Origin of the sequence: Aliivibrio finisterrensis (assembly GCF_008933155.1) — a bacterium.
Taxonomy (GTDB): Bacteria; Pseudomonadota; Gammaproteobacteria; order Enterobacterales; family Vibrionaceae; genus Aliivibrio; species Aliivibrio finisterrensis.
In genome coordinates, this window is record NZ_WBVP01000002.1 from 138225 (window position 1) to 154611 (window position 16387).

Consider the following 16387-nt stretch of genomic DNA (forward strand, 5'->3'; position numbering starts at 1 on the left):
TTAAGACTCCGCGTTCTCTAGACGAACCTGAACGCCATTTCTTACACGTTGTAATCCTTTCACTAGCACTTGCTCATTCGCATCTAAACCAGAGCTGATAATCACCCCTTCTGGCAGTTGCTTACCCAAGGTAACATTGCGTCGTTCAGCAATATTTCCTTCAGTCAGTACCATCACAAAGCTGCCTTCTAAGTCACTTTGTACCGCACGACGAGGCGTAACAATGACGTCAGTTGGTTTCTTTTCTCGTAGATTTACGTTGATATGCTGACCCGGAAGTAAGGTGAAATCAGGGTTTTGAACCAATGCACGAAGTGTTAACGTACCTGTGGTTTGGTCGATACGGTTACCAATGTAATCAATCTTACCTAAATGATTATATTCTTTACCATTCTCAAGATTCAGAACGACTTCAACTTGGCTTGATGCGCCATCACCATCGCCTTTCACTTGATCGATCCCCATTAATAAACGTTCACGCTCACTAATGGTAAAACGGGTGTGAATTGGGTTTAAACTCACCAAAGTAGTCAATACACCAGAAGCCGGTGAAACCAAATCACCAATGCTGACTTTACTGTCGCTAATACGTCCTGAAAATGGGGCGGTAATAGTAGTGTAAGAAAGGTTAACTTCCGCCAATTTTAATTGCGCTTGAGCCGACTCAACTTGTGCTTCACCACTTAATAATTGCGCGGTTAAGCCATCAAATTCAGCTTGGCTAATATTACCTTTAGGAAGTAGGTTTTTACCACGCTGGAAATCAAGTTGTGCTTTTTTTAATGCTGCATTCGCTTGAGTGATACCCGCTTTGGCATTGGCTACTTGCGCTTCAAAGGTAGAAGGATCGATCTGAAAAAGTACATCGCCTTTCTCAACCATTTGGCCTTCTTTAAATGAACGAGACTGAATATAACCAGAAACTTGAGCAACAATAGACGCATCTTCCATCGCTTCAATACGGCCAATATAAGTTTTACCTTGTTGGTATTGAATAGACTCTACGGTATGGGTTGCTACAAGAGGGGCAGGAGGTGCTGTTTTTGTCGCCGCTTCATCACTGCAACCGACAAGAAAGGCCGCACTAATTAAAGAAGCAAGAAGAGTTTTTGATTTCATAAAATAACCATTTAACTGTCGAATTCTGTGTATTCTGACAGCTAAATGATTGAAATTATTAATGTTAAATCGCAGAGATTGTTACTGAATGTGTCTGTAATTTACGTTTAGTCAAATTTAGAAACTCTTTATGACTAACTCATTGATAGATAAAGAATTAAATCGGCATCTAAAAGCTTACAAATTTACATTGGCTTGGAATGTCCATGCCACAAAACGGCTGATTTTCTGACCTTGAGCCATATCAACTGTCTTAATCGTTTTAACACCTAATCGTGCAAGCTCTTGATGTAAAGCTTCTACGTTTTCTTTCTTAGAAATCAATGTCGTAAACCACTGAACTTGCAGTGCAAATTCACAACTCTCTTTTGCCATTTTAGTAATGAATGCTAGTTCACCACCTTCACACCAAAGCTCTGCTTTTTGGCCACCGAAATTCAGTTTTTTCACGCCTTTTAATTCATTGTAAGCGTGACCTTTCTTCGATTTATTTGTCGCTAGATTCTGTTGTTTACGCTCAGATCCTGCTGTTGCTTCTGCTTCTGATGCATGGAACGGAGGGTTACACATGGTGAACGCAAATTCATCTTGTGGCTTGATAATGCCTCTAAAGATATTCTCTTCATTTTTCTGCTGACGACACTCAATACCCTTCTTCAGACTTGGGTTATTGTTTGCAATAAACGACGCCATTTTAAGCGCTTGAAGATCAATATCAGAACCAACGAAGTTCCACTTATATTCACGATGACCAATGATTGGGTATACGCAGTTAGCACCCACACCGATATCTAAGCCACGCACATTTTTACCCGTTGGGATCTCACCGTCATTTGTGATTGCAAGTAAATCAGCAATATTGTGAATGTAATCTGCACGACCTGGAATGGGTGGACATAGGTAACCTTCTGGAATATCCCAAAATGGAACATCATAGAAATGCGTTAATAATGCTTTGTTTAGCGCTTTAACCGCAAGAGGATCTGAAAAGTTGATTGATTCATTACCATATTGATTCGTTTCAACAAATGCTTTCAGTTCAGGAGATGTTGCAATCAACGCAGGAAAATCATAATTAGCATTATGTTTATTGCGAGGGTGCATCGGTGTTTTTGTAGGAGCAGATTTAGAGTGAGTCATGTAATTTTCTGATAATGAATAATAGCGGACATCATAGCTGATGTATGAATGAATTACTTAAAAAAAATAGCCATGCTCTTAACGATATCATGGCTATTTATATTTCAACACGTACTTGTGTTTTGAGTTTGAAATGAAAAGTTATTAGAACGCTTGTGGCGCAAAACCTGTCATTTCTTTAAGTCCTAGCTCTTTGCCAAGCGCTGTCATTGGGTGAACAACGACTAAACCGCGAACCGATTTTTTCAGTTTACCCATATCAGCTTGCTCAGCTTTGGTAATAGCACGCTTGAACTCAAGGTTACGAACTTCAGTACCCTTGTTGCCCATTTCGTATTGCTGCTTACCTTTTAGCTTGTTGATTTTCTTTTCTAGTGTTTGAATTTCCTGCAAGAATTGCTTAACGACAGGCTTATCATCGCGCTTTTCTGCTGCCGCTAAACGGTTCTTACAACGATCTAGGCGGTGATGAATTTTTTGCAGTTCTTCTTTTACACTCATGAAATTACCTTTGTATTGAAAATGGTGCGCATTGACGCTAACTGATAGTATACCCTCTATTAGAACAACGATCATAGGTTTATTACATGCTAACCATTTCAAACCAAGTCCAATTAGCCGATTGGGAAATTGAACTGACTGCGATTCGAGCTCAAGGTGCGGGTGGACAGAATGTGAATAAGGTCTCAAGTGCCATTCATCTTCGTTTTGATATTGCAAAATCAACGTTACCTGCCTTCTATAAAGAGCGTCTATTAAAAATGAAAGATAGCCGTATCACTAAAGAAGGCATTATCGTGCTCAAAGCACAACAATTTAGAACGCAAGAAAAAAATCGAGATGATGCGCTTGAGCGTCTAAAAGCATTAATATTATCAGCAGCAGAAACTCAAAAAGCGCGCCGAGAAACAAAACCAACGCGTAGTTCTCAACGCAAACGAGTGGATAACAAAACCCAACGTGGCCAAACTAAAAGTATGAGAAAAAAGGTAGATTATTAATGAATTATCAGCAGACATTAAAAGAGGTATTTGGCTTTGACTCTCTAAGAGGTGGTCAACAACATGTTATCGAGAAGGTGCTCGATGGCCACTCGTCTGCGGCTATTTTTCCTACCGGCTCAGGTAAATCATTATGCTATCAGCTACCTGCTCTTTTATTGCCTAATCTAACCCTCGTAATTTCCCCTTTGCTTGCCTTAATGAAAGACCAAATTACGTTTCTTAAAAGCAAAGGCATTGCTGCTGCATCGATTGATTCCACTCAAACTCGTGAGGAGACTCAAGCGATCTTGCAAGGGGTAAGAAATGGGGAGATTAAGATTTTAATGATCTCTGTTGAGCGATTAAAAAACGAACGCTTCCGCCAGTTTATCGCTCAAATCAATATCTCTTTACTTGTTGTCGATGAGGCGCACTGTATTTCAGAGTGGGGTCATAACTTTCGACCTGATTATTTAAAGTTGCCACAAGATTGTGAAGAACTGAATATACCTCAAGTACTCCTATTAACCGCAACAGCAACGCCAGCGGTTATTGAAGACATGGGGAAGAAGTTTAACATTACAAAAGAAAATGTGGTTATCACAGGCTTCTATCGCTCTAACTTAGACATCTCAATTATACCTGTAGAAGAAGAGCAGAAACGTTCAGCACTGTTTGCAACGTTAAAACAAAAGCCAGATCAGGCAAGTATTATTTACGTTACTCTTCAGCAAACCGCTGAAAACGTGGCTCAGTGGTTACAATCTAATGGTATTGAGGCAAAAGCCTATCATGCCGGACTAAAACACGACATTAGAGAATCTATTCAACACCAATTTATGAATGGCGATATTAATTGTATTGTCGCTACTATTGCTTTTGGTATGGGGGTGGATAAATCTGATATTCGCCAAGTCATTCACTTTGATTTACCTAAATCCATTGAAAACTACTCGCAAGAAATTGGTCGTGCCGGGCGAGATGGCAAGCTCTCATTTTGTACCGTTCTTGCCAATACCTCAGGTTTAAATGTATTAGAAAACTTTGTTTATGGTGATACTCCAGATAGAGAAGCGATTCAATATGTATTGGATGACATCTATAAGTCATCAGAAACGTGGGAAACTCAATTACTGCGTTTATCTAAAGACAGCAATGTTCGCCAATTGCCTTTAAAAACCTTATTGGTGTACTTAGAGCTAAAACACATCATTCAAGCAAAATACAGCTACTATGCTGATTATCGCTTTAAAACACTAATCTCTATTAATGACATTATTGCTAAGTTTCAAACTGAGCGTCAGCAATTTGTATCTACTATTTTTCAATGTTCTCCAAAAGCCAAAACATGGCACACGGTTGATTTTGATGCATTGTGGATGGGTTACAGAGGTGAACGTAAACGTGTCGTTGCGGCATTGGATTATTTTCATGAGCAAGGTTGGATTGAACTGGAAAGTAAACAAGTCACAGAGGTTTATCAAATTCTAAACAAGGTAGAAAGCACCCATGTTTTAGCTCAAGAGCAGCACCAACTGTTTAAAAATAAAGAGCAGAATGAGATAAACCGAATTCATGCAATGCTCGATTTCTTTGAAACAAAGACTTGCCTCAGCCATGAATTAGCACGTTATTTTGCCGATTTTAATGCACCAGAGAAATGTGGACACTGCTCAGCTTGTCGCTCTGAAGCGGCAGTCTTACCAAGAGGCTATACGCATTTCATTGCAGATGATGAACAAGTAAAATGGTGGTGCCAAGAGCTACAAAATAACAGTAAAGAACCGTTAGCCAACGCCGTTTTTGCTCGTTTTTTATGTGGTATTCCCACACCATTAACCACAAAGATAAAAGCCAACAAAATGGCTGGTTTTGCTAAATTTGAGTCCCAACCTTATTTTGAAGTTCTTGAATTAGTAGGGAAACTTAATGGGTAATTTTATATAATTGTGAATCGGTTTGCACTTACAACACTTAATGTAAACCCTATACGCTATAAGTGATAATATCCTCTCCAATATGCTATAAAAAGTTTCTTTGGAGAGAATATGATTGAGCCGTTCTTAATCTTATCAGATGACAAATCTACCGTACATTTTGTTATTCCTGAAAACATCGAATTACCCCACCTAATCGAAGCGCACCATATCCACCAAGCTTTAAAAAATATGGGGGCAGAAAAATACTATCTATTTGATAATGAAATAGAAAATGTTATTTCTTCGATAAACAAAGGAAGTGTGTCTGAGTTAAATGGTATTCTCATTTCACAACGTCTAGATGCGCAGTTATCTATCGATATGCAAGAAGATGAAATGACCGCGACCATGACCGTAACTGGTGCTTATGGTGGCATACCATTACGCGGTCCATTGATAATAGAAGCATTAACAAATAAACATATTTTGAAGGGGATAAATAAAGATAACCTTAAAAATCTATTGTTAAAAAGCCAAGTTCTTAAGCCAGGGGAAACAATTTCAAACATCATTGCTGTCGGTCAAGCACCAATAGCAGGACAAGATGCGCAGTTTAAGTCTCTTGTCCCTAATATTCTAGAACGTGTATTACAACCACAAGAAATGGATGATGGCCATGTCGATATGCGAGATCTAGGAGAGGTAATTAGTGTTAAAAAGAACACACCGTTAATGGAAAAAATCCCTGCTGCACTAGGAAAAAACGGCCTTACTATAACAGGGAAAAGTATCATTGCGGCTTCTGGCATTGATTCTGATTTTCAGCTTTACCCAGGCTCTTCAATCTCTTCTTCTGATTCAAATATACTGCTTGCCGATATCGATGGCTCGCCTTTAATTCATACCTCTGGCGTTACGGTTGATAATCTTCTAACCCTAAAAAATGTGAATGCGACATCAGGCCACGTTTCATTTAATGGCAGTATTTTTGTTCAGGAAGATATTGAACCCGGCATGAAAGTATCCGCAGAGGGAAGTATTACGGTTGGCGGGTTTATTGAAAATGCAGAAGTAAACGCAAAAGGTGATATTACCGTTATGAATGGTATCATTGGTCGGCCTGTAGCGGACGAAGAACCACTAACTTGTAGTGTTACGTCTGAGGGGAAAGTAACAACAAAACTGGCTCAAAATGCGCATATAATGGCACACAACGACATTCATATTACTCTGCATGCAAACCACTGTATCCTTGAGTCCTTAGGCTCTATTTTTGTTATTGATAATACAGAAAAACACGGCACGATTAGTGGAGGAAAGGCTACAGCTAATGGTTTTATTAAGACTGCTAACTTAGGTATCGAAGGTGGGGCTTATACTAAAATCCATGCTTTCCACGATTTTAATACTCACAAAGAGACGCTTCACGCACTTCAAAAACGCCATGATGATATAAGTTCACAAATCATAAAAATTGAGCAAATAAACATTGAACGACAATCACCTGAATTAGCAGAAAAAATCCTCCGCTCAAAAGAGAAGTCCAATCAAGATTTACTGACGTTAAGATCGGCATTGAAACAAGAACAAACCTCTTTTAACTCTAACCTTAAGAAAAATAATATATTTGTACGAATAAAATATTTCCACGAGTAGATATCCAATTCAATACAGAGCACCTAGTGACAAAAAGAGAATATAGCCCAAGTAAGGTTTCTTATTCTGGATATAACATTGATATTGAACCGGTGATGATAGGCAAAAAATAAACATCGTTTAGTATTCTACAAACAAAAAAATAGCATTGGCAATTACGCTCAATGCTATTTTTATTTACTCTAACAGGGTAGAAGTTCTAAGCAGATTATTGCCCAGCTAATACCCTATTTTCTTCTTTGTTTGATTTAAATACCAAAACCGCACCAATAAATAGGAATACTAATTGCAATAGCATCACGCTACCCATTGAGATTGGACCTAAATAACTAATGCTTGATACCATCGCACTTGCCGCTACACAAAATAGCATTTGTAAAAAGTTTAATAGACCTGAAGCCACTGCGCTGCCCTCTTTAAAGTCCATTAATGCATTGTTTACTACGATAGGGTAAACCGCGCCATTCGCTGCTGCTAAGAAACAGAATGGGATTAGCATTGGAATGATTGATGTAGGTTCCATGCGCCATGCAATTAAGAACACAATGCTCACACTCGCAATAGATAGCTTTAAGATCCAAGGAAGTACCTTTTGGCTTTCAAAACGCTCTAGAGCCCAACGACAGCCATAACCACCAACAATAAATGCAATTGTCTGTGGAATGTAGCTCAAACCGATATCAGCACCTGAATAACCCATTTGAGTCATAACAAAAGGTGACCCCGTTAACCATGCAAAGAAAATTGCAGAGCTTGCTGCATAAATTAGCATATTACCTGTGAATTTTTTTGACTTGATAACATCACGGAAAGTAATGGTTTTCGCATTAGAACTTACTACTTGAGCTGGCTCTTTATCCGCAAACGTTCTTACTGCTAGGCCAACACCAATAATAGTTAACGTAACAAAAATCATCGACCAACCATAAAACTTCTCAATAGCTGCACCCAGTAAAGGAGCCAATGCTGGAGAAAGAGCAACTAGTGGCATAATCGTTGCGAAAATACGTTGAGATGTTTTTGCATCATAACGTTGGATCACCATTGCTTGCCAAATTACGTTAGCACTACAAGCACCTAATGCTTGAAAGAATCTCGCAACAAGTAACATTTCGACACTGGTTGAAAATGAAGCAGCCAAGCTGCTGATTGCAAAAATGCTTAAACCAATGATTAACGATTTTTTAGTGCCTAGTTTTTGAGTCAAACGACCGTAAAAAAGTTGACCTATCGCCATACCGAATAAGAAAATACTAAGGGTTAAACCAATCATACTTTCGGTTGTTGCCAAATCACCACGAATAATATCGAATGCAGGTAAATACATATCTGTTGCTAAAAATCCCAACATACTTAGGCCAGCAAGCCAGATATAAGGAATAGATTGTTTTTTGTTTTCCATGTTCTTCTCCAAAGCTGAACATATTTAAAATCCGTTGCATTCTATGTGCTAGTTGCTACTCTTGTGAAACGATATAATTTGCACTTAGCATCAATATTTTTGATGTGTTCAATTCACCATCAGGTTTTCTATGTTTTCTTATCATGAATTAATCACAATTGAGTCCGTTGCTCGTCTTGGTAGCTTCAGTCACGCAGCTGAAGAGTTACACAAAGTACCAAGTGCAATTAGCTATACAATTAAGTCTGTAGAAGACCGATTAACGGTGACTCTTTTTACCCGTTTACATCGCAAAGTCGTGTTAACCGCTGCTGGTGAGTATTTTGTAGAACAAGCAAGAAAGTTACTTAAAGAGATGGAAGATATCCGTTTAAATACACAACGTGTCGCTAATGGATGGCAGCAAAGTGTCTCGGTTGCTTTGGATAATGTGGTTCGTGAAGATAGTGTGAATCAATTAGTACGTGATTTTTACGCTACTTTTCCTGATATCGAGCTACAACTCACCATGGAAGTATTTAATGGAGTGTGGGATGCCTTAATGACAGGCAGAGCGGATATTGGTATTGGAGCGACGGCAACTATCCCTATTGGTGGTAATTTCTCTTATCGTCCTATGGGAGAGCTTTCGTGGGATTTTGTCATGAGCACCTCTCACCCTCTCGCAGGTTATGATGGTGCGATTCCTGATTCTGAATTAATGAAGTACCCCGTGATCTGTTTAGAAGATACATCCCGTATGCTGCCAAAAAGAACAACCTGGCAATTGGATAATCAACGTCGTTTAATTGTTCCTAACTGGCACAGTGCCGAGCAATGTTTTATTGATGGTTTAGGTGTTGGAGTAATGCCAAGCCATAAAGCTAAGCGCTTACTCTCGACTGGAAAGATTATTAATAAACAAATTGAAAATAACATTGCTCCAAGTCCGTGTTGCTTAGCGTGGAATACAAACAATCAATCTATTGCGATTCAGTGGTTATTGGATTATCTCGGGGAAACAGAGAAATTGAATACTGAATGGTTAAAAGAGATATAAAAAATGCCGATGATCTTATGATCATCGGCATTTTTCTTAAATTAAAACGATCACGTCAAGATCATGGCGCTAATCTGTCGATCACCCAGTCATCTTGATCTCTACTGTATAGGAATCGATCATGCAGACGATGATCGCCACCCTGCCAAAATTCAATTGATTCTATATTCACTCTAAAACCGCCCCAAAACTTAGGAACAGGGATCTCTCCTTGAGCAAATTTTTGCTTCAACTCAAGATACTTACCTTCGAGGGCTGAACGTGCCGTTAAGCGGCTGCTTTGTTTACTTGCCCATGCTGCGATCTGGCTTTCTTTTGGCCTTGAGGTGAAATATTTCATATTCTCAAGTGCGCTTAGTTTCTCAGCCGTCCCAGTAATGTGAACTTGACGTTCAAGAGTGTGCCAAGGAAAGTGCAGAGAAATTTTGGCGTGTTCTGCCAGGTGTTGTGCCTTTCGAGAAGCAAGGTTGGTATAAAAAACAAACCCTGTCTTATCAAAATGCTTTAATAACACGATACGTTGAAAGGGTTGTCCATTTTTATCAACCGTCGCCACTGTCATCGCAGTTGGGTCAGTCAGTTTTGCTTCTACCGCTTGTTTTAACCACAGTTCAAATAAATCAACGGGCTCTTGCGGTAAATCAGCTCTACGTAAGCCCCCAAGGCTGTAATCACGACGAATATCTTCTAATTCCATGTAAATCTCACTTCGACTTGTTTGTTGAAATTGTGCTCTTTTGAACGCCCTTAAACAAGGGGCTAAAATAAAAAAGGGCCAAAACAGGCCCTTAATTTAAGGTTAGGTCCACTAATTAAGTAATATCATCTAATTTAAACATCTGATCATTCATTAGTTTTGTTAGTACTTCTGATTGATTAGAGAAGTTAGCGTCTTCTAATCCAAATGAATCAACTGCACCTTCAACAATGATTTCATGGGCGTTACCTGCATCGTCTGTAATGGATAGAGTTAGATCATCTCCGCTTTCAGATACAGTAATGTGGGAAAGTAGATCTTCCATATTAATAGCATCATCATCGCCACCGATAATTTCAGTTAAGTCAATTAAATCCTCACCTACAGTAAAGTCTTTGATGGTGTCAGTCCCTGTACCAGCACCTTGATCAACCCACTTGAAGATGTCTTTACCTGCGCCGCCTACTAAAATATCGTCACCTAATCCACCAATTAAAATGTCATTACCTTCGTGGCCTAAAATAATATCTGCATGTATATCTTGGCTAGGTGCAGCATTAACAGTTGTCGTCGCTTCTGAATTATTTGAAGATTCTTTTGCAACTGCTGAAACATCAATATCAAGAGTTTCTGCCGATGGATAACGAACAACTAAATTATCGTAATTAACCGTTTGAGTATCTTGGCCGGCAATATCAATCACCCAAATTTTCTCGCCGTTGATCTCTTTAAATTCTCCAAGAGGTTGGTTGGAGTCTTTATCAAAAATTTGAGCCCCTGCAGGAAGACCCGAGATATTAATAGTATCTAAATATTCACTACCATCTGTATCCATTACAGATGCGGATAAATCTAGTGTCGTTTCTGTCTCTTGTAGAATCGTATACGTTCCATCAGAATTTAGCTCAACAATGGCATCAGAGAAGATTAATCGCTCGATTTGATATAAGTGATCACCGTTATCTTCAGGTCTTGTATGGTCATATCCGGTATCTCTACCTAATGTGTCTGTTACAACCCAATGGTCGACACCTCCACCGTGTGCTCCACCTTGGTTTACGATTAAATATTCACTTATTTTTCCGCTATATATAACGCCATCAATACCAGAATCTAGAGGTCCTGTTCCTCCATAGATTGAATCGTTACTAGATCCACCAACGAAAACATCGTTACCAGTGCCTGCAACCAAGTCTCCAATCAAACTATTTACAACACCAGTACCAATAATTAAATTGTTCCCGTCATCGCCAAGCACCATTTCACCGCTATACACAACATTCCCTATACCAGGTATAGTTCCGCCATTAGCAAAGAAGTCTTTAATTGAATTTACATCACTTGTATCAAAACCAGGGCCAGCAATTACTGATTCACCTAACACAACAGATAGCGTTGGTTTATCTGCCGCGGCATTAACTATAAGTGTTGCAGATCCTGTTGAAGACTGATATCCATCAGTTACAGTGACTTCAAATTTAACGGCATTATTACTATCAAAATGTTTATTTTCTGCTGGAGTAAACGTTGCACCAGTCACTTCAACATCATTAAAAATCAGATCTAAAGAACCAAACGCTGGATCAACCGTAATATTAGTTAACGTAACATCGTCTCTTATCTTTAAATCCTTTAGGTTTAATGAGATCGCTACATCTTCATCGGTTGAATTAAATACTAAATCATTAACAGTTGGTGCGTTATTAATGTCTTTCGCGACCGTGTCGCTGATAGCCGTATCACTAGCACTATCGCTATCACCCGCGGTGTTGCCATCTTGGTCTATGAACGTCGCATTTGCCGTTAAGGTGCCATCCGCCAGCCTTTTCACGTCGACGTCATTAATGGTGTAAGTGCCATCGTTGTTATTGATCACCGTATAATCACCATCCACCGTGGCGGTACCATCACCGTTCAACGTCACGTTGAACGTGATGTCGTTTGCGGTGTCACCATCTTCATCACTGATGACCACAGTGGCCGTGCCTGAGCTCACGCCCTCACCGAAGCGCACCGTGATGTCCGCTTTTTCTGTTGCGTTGATGACTTCGCTGTTGTTGCCGTCCGCGTCGTTATTGTCCGTGATGCTCACGCTTGCTGGCGTGATGCCATTGACTGGATCACCGGTCTCTTCACCATAAGTCGTATCAACCGTCACGTCTTGCGTCGCGTTCGTTGTGTTGCCGTTCGCATCCGTCACGCTCGCCATCACGCGGTGAACCCCGTCTGCCAGCTCGCTGCCTTCCAGATCCAGTGTCCACACGCCACCGCTCACGCTCACGCTCAGTTTGCCGTCGCCCACGGTGTAGGTGTTGTCGCCCACTTTCACGCTCAACGTATTGTTGTCATCCACGTCCACCGTGCCTGAGATTTTCAGCGTGTTGTCTGTGGTGACGTAGTCGCCCGCCGTGCCGGTGTCTTCTGTGATGCCCGTGATCGCCACGGTCACGCCGTCGCCGTCGTTGTCCGCCGTTGTATCTAGCACCGTGGTGTCTGTTACTGTGACGGTATTTCCTGACGAGTCTTCTGCTTCCATGCTCACCGTTAAAGTGCCATCGTTCAAGCCTGATAAGTTTTGAGCGGTAATGGTGACGACACCTTCAGCGCTCACCGTAATGCCTGATGAGATCTTGTGCTCATTGCCGTCTTTGTCGGTAATGAGCACGCTGTTTACCGTACTGCCCGCCTCTACTTTTGAAACAAAAGTGACGCTTTGAGCTTCTTGAGCATTCAGTAACTCATCGCCCCCATCCACAAAATCAATGCCGCTTTCTGGTCCGGTAATATCGACTTGGATCTCATCACTCACCACGCCACTGTTGCCTGCTTCATCAGTCACGCTCATGTCAACGGTTAAGTCACCGTCAGCGAACCCTTGCGCTTTTAAATCCAACCCTGTGATGGTGACAACACCGTCTGTCACGCTGTACTCACCCGCTTTCAGCGTGTATGTCACCGTTTCACCATCGATGTTTTTACCGCTGATGACGATTCTGTTTAGCGTGCCATTGGCTTCCACTTTGCCCGTTAGAGTCACGGCGCTCAGCTCTGTGCCATTCAAAACGCCATCACCATCCACAAATTGGATGTTGTTCAGATCGTTGCTTGCGTCGTCGTCGTCCACCCCTTTGCCTGGTGCCGTTGTATCTAGCATCGTGGTGTCTGTTACTGTGACGGTATTTCCTGACGAGTCTTCTGCTTCCATGCTCACCGTTAAAGTGCCATCGTTCAAGCCTGATAAGTTTTGAGCGGTAATGGTGACGACACCTTCAGCGCTCACCGTAATGCCTGATGTGATCTTGTGCTCATTGCCGTCTTTGTCGGTAATGAGCACGCTGTTTACCGTACTGCCCGCCTCTACTTTTGAAACAAAAGTGACGCTTTGAGCTTCTTGAGCATTCAGTAACTCATCGCCCCCATCCACAAAATCAATGCCGCTTTCTGGTCCGGTAATATCGACTTGGATCTCATCACTCACCACGCCACTGTTGCCTGCTTCATCAGTCACGCTCATGTCAACGGTTAAGTCACCGTCAGCGAACCCTTGCGCTTTTAAATCCAACCCTGTGATGGTGACAACACCGTCTGTCACGCTGTACTCACCCGCTTTCAGCGTGTATGTCACCGTTTCACCATCGATGTTTTTACCGCTGATGACGATGCTGTTTAGCGTGCCATTGGCTTCCACTTTGCCCGTTAGAGTCACGGCGCTCAGCTCTGTGCCATTCAAAACGCCATCACCATCCACAAATTGGATGTTGTTCAGATCGTTGCTTGCGTCGTCGTCGTCCACCCCTTTGCCTGGCGCCGTCGTATCCAGCTCAAACCCCACTTCATTAGACCTTGGGCCAGTATCGCCTGTTGGATCGGTAATATCTGCTACGTATTCATAGCTTCCATCTGGGGTAGGAGTTGGTACAGTGATTTCTACCTTGCCATTTGTAATATCATCTTCAGTAATTAGATGCTCGCCAACCACCTTCCCGTCACCATCGTGTAACTCAACTTTGTCACCTTTTTCTGTGCCTATTGGTAGAGTTACTTCTACTTGAATGTCGTTTTCTGCATGTTTTTCATTAATCACTCCATTTTCATCAACTTCTTGAATAGATAAAGTCGGCGCGGTTTTAACTAAGCCATTACTTGGATCTGGAATTTGAAACTCTCCAGTCTCTCTATATGCCTTGTATTGTTCTGATAATGTTAAACTTTGTGTTTTCGATAGCCCAAGAGACTCTAATGAAGAAGTATCAAAACTTGTTTCAGCAATAGTACTTTTTCCAATACGTTCAATCTCTGTTGATGTAGTCAAACTTGAACCGTTATCTTCACCAGCAGCGGGAGCATCTGCGATAAGACTTGGATCCTGGCCATCAACAATTGCACTTAATATTGCATTAATGTCATCATTTTTTTCGGGTAAATCAATATTGCTAACCACTAAACTACCAGAAGAACCTTCAACAATAATTTCCCCGGGTAGCACCTTTTCACCTGGAGCAATTAGCTTTAAGTTACCGTTTTTATCAATAACAATTATCTGCTCTGCATTTATTGATGTATTTTCAGCCATGACAAAATCCCCAAATCCATTCATTCACACCAATCATCCCTTAGTTAACAATTAGCAATATATTGCATCAAATTTATCATATTATTAACAGTATCGCCACAGCATGAAAGCAGTGATAAACGTGAAAACACCGTAACAAAATTGTCCTATTACTTATTTATTCTCACTTTTATGAACCTCATCGCAAAATGTGATACTTATTCCATAATATATGTAAGAATAATCGACAAAAAACTTTTTCATAAAAATAAAAACAACCAAATCTCAATAATAAGACAGAATTTATTTGCTTTTTTATTCTCATTTTTAAAAGCTCATCAATTTATTTTATCTGACATGTGACAAAGTATTAATCACCATATTTCAACAGGTTAATTTTTGCTTTTTATATTTTTATAACGTAGCATTTCCAACATTTAAAAAACAAAAACAATACATAGATTTGACATGTACATATAATTATCGCTGAACTTTTCATACAATTATATGGCGTCTTAATTTGTGGTTATAAGAGTACGATAACAAGGAGAACAACATTGAAATGGATGAAACTGGCAACCAGTAGCTTGCTTGTTTTGAGCGTATCGATTCAAGCTCAAACCCTAGAGCAAGCGATATCTCAAACACTAACAACAAATCCAGAAGTAAAAAAAGCATATAACTCATATTTAAGTGTTGTTGCAGACAGTGAAAGTGTGTCAGGTAATTACCTGCCATCGATTGATTTAGATGCAGGCATAGGTTTAGAAAGTATCAACCCGGCGGATTCAACATTTACGCAATCAACAGACATGACTCGTAAAGATGCGACTTTGTCGTTAACCCAATTAATTTGGGATGGGTCTAATACAATTAACGATATAGATAGGACAAAAGCTGAATCAGAATCTGCACGTTTACAACTTATGTCTCTAGCTGAAAATAAAGCACTTGATGTATCGCAAGTCTATTTAGACGCAATAAAAGCAACAGAAGTATTAGCACTTTCCGAAAGTAACCTAGCAATTCATAAAAAAATCTATAAAGACATTAAAAAAAGAGCTGCATCAGGTATCGGCTCAACAGCCGATGTATCTCAAGTAGAAGCTCGTATCGCTCGAGCTCATGGTAATTTACTTGCCGCTCAAAACAACCTATTTGATACACACACGGTGTTTACCAAAATTGTAGGTTCACGACCTCAAGCTCTAATCTACCCAAGAGCAGATGCTAATACGCTGCCTTTAAGTCAGCAAGAAGGGATTGAACGTGCTTTTGAATATCACCCGGTGATCTTAACTGCTAAATCGGATGTTAAAGCCGCAAAATATCAATATGCTCAATCTAAAAGCACCAATTATCCAACGTTCTCTTTCGAAGCAGCTCAAACATGGCGTGATGATGCTGGTGGCATAGAGGGTAATAGTGATGAGTTCTCTGCCATGATACGTATGCGCTATAACTTATATAATGGCGGAAGCGATAGTGCTCAGTCTGACAAAAGTGCTTACCAACTAAATATGGCAAAAGATCTTAGAGACAGTGCTTATCGTAATGTAGAAGAAGGATTCCGTCTTTCATGGAGTGCGCTTGATCTTACGTTACAACAAAAAGAATTTTTAGCCGATCACGTTGATGCGGCCTCAGATACTGTCATCGCGTATGAGAAGCAATACCGTATCGGTAAGCGAACGTTACTTGATCTATTAAACACAGAGAACGAATTATTTGAAGCGCGTAAGTCTTATTTAGATGCCCACTATGCAGAACAATTCGCTAAATACAGAGTGTTGCATGCAACAGGAACGCTTCTACCTTCATTACTCATAGATACGCCAAAAGAATGGGACTCTAAACAATCAGAAGAAGAGGCTATATAA

General features: G+C 40.4%; 11 protein-coding genes. 5 read left to right on the forward strand and 6 right to left on the reverse strand.

Annotated elements, in window-relative coordinates; translation table 11 throughout:
• From F8B77_RS02535 to F8B77_RS02545, 3 genes are all read right to left on the reverse strand, one after another.
• Positions 1 to 1119 carry an efflux RND transporter periplasmic adaptor subunit gene (locus F8B77_RS02535; RefSeq protein WP_151653413.1) on the reverse strand — a complete coding sequence of 373 codons (1119 nt, stop codon included), beginning with the start codon at positions 1117 to 1119 and terminating at the stop codon, positions 1 to 3.
• Between the two features lie 177 nt (positions 1120 to 1296).
• Positions 1297 to 2259 (reverse strand): 23S rRNA (adenine(1618)-N(6))-methyltransferase RlmF, encoded by a 963-nt coding sequence (rlmF, locus tag F8B77_RS02540; protein ID WP_151653415.1) that lies wholly within the window; start codon positions 2257 to 2259, stop codon positions 1297 to 1299.
• 144 nt (positions 2260 to 2403) lie between these two features.
• Entirely contained in the window at positions 2404 to 2760 is a 357-nt protein-coding gene (locus tag F8B77_RS02545) for a YibL family ribosome-associated protein (RefSeq protein ID WP_151653417.1), read from the reverse strand.
• An 86-nt stretch (positions 2761 to 2846) separates the two neighbouring features.
• Here F8B77_RS02545 and arfB point away from each other — a divergent pair, with 86 nt between their 5' ends.
• From arfB to F8B77_RS02560, 3 genes are all read left to right on the forward strand, one after another.
• On the forward strand, positions 2847 to 3260 hold the full coding sequence (arfB, locus tag F8B77_RS02550) for an alternative ribosome rescue aminoacyl-tRNA hydrolase ArfB (RefSeq protein WP_130044899.1): 414 nt from the start codon (positions 2847 to 2849) through the stop codon (positions 3258 to 3260).
• The gene (locus F8B77_RS02555; protein WP_151653419.1) at positions 3260 to 5179 is read left to right on the forward strand and encodes a RecQ family ATP-dependent DNA helicase; all 1920 of its coding nucleotides are present in this window, start codon (positions 3260 to 3262) and stop codon (positions 5177 to 5179) included. The genes arfB and F8B77_RS02555 overlap by 1 nt, the downstream gene beginning before the upstream one ends.
• Before the next feature lie 111 nt (positions 5180 to 5290).
• Positions 5291 to 6817: a DUF342 domain-containing protein gene (locus F8B77_RS02560; protein ID WP_244298173.1), complete on the forward strand. Its 1527-nt coding sequence runs from the start codon at positions 5291 to 5293 to the stop codon at positions 6815 to 6817.
• 208 nt (positions 6818 to 7025) lie between these two features.
• Here the strand turns inward: F8B77_RS02560 and punC are convergent, their stop codons facing one another.
• Positions 7026 to 8219 carry a purine nucleoside transporter PunC gene (gene punC, locus F8B77_RS02565; RefSeq protein WP_151653421.1) on the reverse strand — a complete coding sequence of 398 codons (1194 nt, stop codon included), beginning with the start codon at positions 8217 to 8219 and terminating at the stop codon, positions 7026 to 7028.
• A 130-nt stretch (positions 8220 to 8349) separates the two neighbouring features.
• Here punC and punR point away from each other — a divergent pair, with 130 nt between their 5' ends.
• Entirely contained in the window at positions 8350 to 9258 is a 909-nt protein-coding gene (punR, locus tag F8B77_RS02570; protein ID WP_151653423.1) for a DNA-binding transcriptional activator PunR, read from the forward strand.
• Positions 9259 to 9319: 61 nt separating this feature from the next.
• Here punR and pdxH read toward each other — a convergent pair whose 3' ends face one another.
• Positions 9320 to 9955 (reverse strand): pyridoxamine 5'-phosphate oxidase, encoded by a 636-nt coding sequence (gene pdxH / locus F8B77_RS02575; RefSeq protein ID WP_151653425.1) that lies wholly within the window; start codon positions 9953 to 9955, stop codon positions 9320 to 9322.
• A gap of 115 nt (positions 9956 to 10070) precedes the next feature.
• The gene (locus F8B77_RS02580; RefSeq protein WP_151653427.1) at positions 10071 to 14528 is read right to left on the reverse strand and encodes an Ig-like domain-containing protein; all 4458 of its coding nucleotides are present in this window, start codon (positions 14526 to 14528) and stop codon (positions 10071 to 10073) included.
• A 536-nt stretch (positions 14529 to 15064) separates the two neighbouring features.
• Between F8B77_RS02580 and F8B77_RS02585 the strand changes: the two genes are divergently transcribed.
• A complete protein-coding gene (locus tag F8B77_RS02585; RefSeq protein ID WP_151653429.1) occupies positions 15065 to 16387 on the forward strand; it encodes a TolC family outer membrane protein in 1323 nt (440 codons plus the stop codon).

What these genes read in the sequence shown, in the direction of transcription:
- F8B77_RS02535 (WP_151653413.1), bottom strand. Translation starts at nt 1,119, where the DNA reads ATGAAATCAAAAACTCTTCTTGCTTCTTTAATTAGTGCGGCCTTTCTT.
- rlmF (WP_151653415.1), bottom strand. Translation starts at nt 2,259, where the DNA reads ATGACTCACTCTAAATCTGCTCCTACAAAAACACCGATGCACCCTCGC.
- F8B77_RS02545 (WP_151653417.1), bottom strand. Translation starts at nt 2,760, where the DNA reads ATGAGTGTAAAAGAAGAACTGCAAAAAATTCATCACCGCCTAGATCGT.
- arfB (WP_130044899.1), top strand. Translation starts at nt 2,847, where the DNA reads ATGCTAACCATTTCAAACCAAGTCCAATTAGCCGATTGGGAAATTGAA.
- F8B77_RS02555 (WP_151653419.1), top strand. Translation starts at nt 3,260, where the DNA reads ATGAATTATCAGCAGACATTAAAAGAGGTATTTGGCTTTGACTCTCTA.
- F8B77_RS02560 (WP_244298173.1), top strand. Translation starts at nt 5,291, where the DNA reads ATGATTGAGCCGTTCTTAATCTTATCAGATGACAAATCTACCGTACAT.
- punC (WP_151653421.1), bottom strand. Translation starts at nt 8,219, where the DNA reads ATGGAAAACAAAAAACAATCTATTCCTTATATCTGGCTTGCTGGCCTA.
- punR (WP_151653423.1), top strand. Translation starts at nt 8,350, where the DNA reads ATGTTTTCTTATCATGAATTAATCACAATTGAGTCCGTTGCTCGTCTT.
- pdxH (WP_151653425.1), bottom strand. Translation starts at nt 9,955, where the DNA reads ATGGAATTAGAAGATATTCGTCGTGATTACAGCCTTGGGGGCTTACGT.
- F8B77_RS02580 (WP_151653427.1), bottom strand. Translation starts at nt 14,528, where the DNA reads ATGGCTGAAAATACATCAATAAATGCAGAGCAGATAATTGTTATTGAT.